1 protein-coding gene is annotated in these 662 nt (G+C 44.9%); it reads left to right on the forward strand.

Features of this window, described 5'->3' with window-relative positions:
• On the forward strand, nt 1–662 hold a 662-nt coding region (locus AB5935_RS24040; RefSeq protein ID WP_410525544.1), incomplete at both ends, for a glycoside hydrolase domain-containing protein.

Raw genomic sequence — 662 nt, forward strand, 5'->3', positions numbered from 1 at the left:
CCTCAAGGGCGAACAGGGTAATGTGCGTGTAGCTTCCTCTTTTATCAGCCCTGAACAGGCGGAACTGAACTTGAAAGAGCTGGGTACGGACAACATTGAACAGATTGCAGCGAAAGGCCGCAAGGTATGGAACGATGTTTTAGGACGTATTGAAGTGAAAGATGATGATATCGATCATTTGCGTACCTTCTACTCTTGTCTGTATCGTTCAGTATTATTTCCCAGAAGTTTCTACGAGATAGATGCTAAAGGAGATGTGATGCACTACAGTCCTTATAATGGTGAAGTACTTCCGGGATATATGTTTACCGATACCGGTTTCTGGGATACGTTCCGTTGTCTGTTCCCATTCCTTAACCTGATGTATCCATCCATGAACACAAAGATGCAGGAAGGATTGGTGAACACTTATAAAGAAAGCGGATTCCTGCCGGAATGGGCAAGTCCGGGACACAGAGGTTGCATGGTTGGAAACAACTCCGCTTCCGTCGTTGCCGATGCCTACCTGAAAGGATTGAAAGGATACGATATCGAGACATTGTGGGAAGCCGTGAAACACGGAGCGAATGCAGTACATCCGAACGTTGGCTCTACCGGACGATTAGGACATGAATATTACAATAAATTGGGATATGTACCTTATAATGTAGGTATTAACGAGA

This window comes from Phocaeicola sp. RTP21198st1_B8_RTP21198_201120 (genome assembly GCF_040929485.1).
Taxonomy (GTDB): Bacteria; Bacteroidota; Bacteroidia; order Bacteroidales; family Bacteroidaceae; genus Phocaeicola; species Phocaeicola dorei.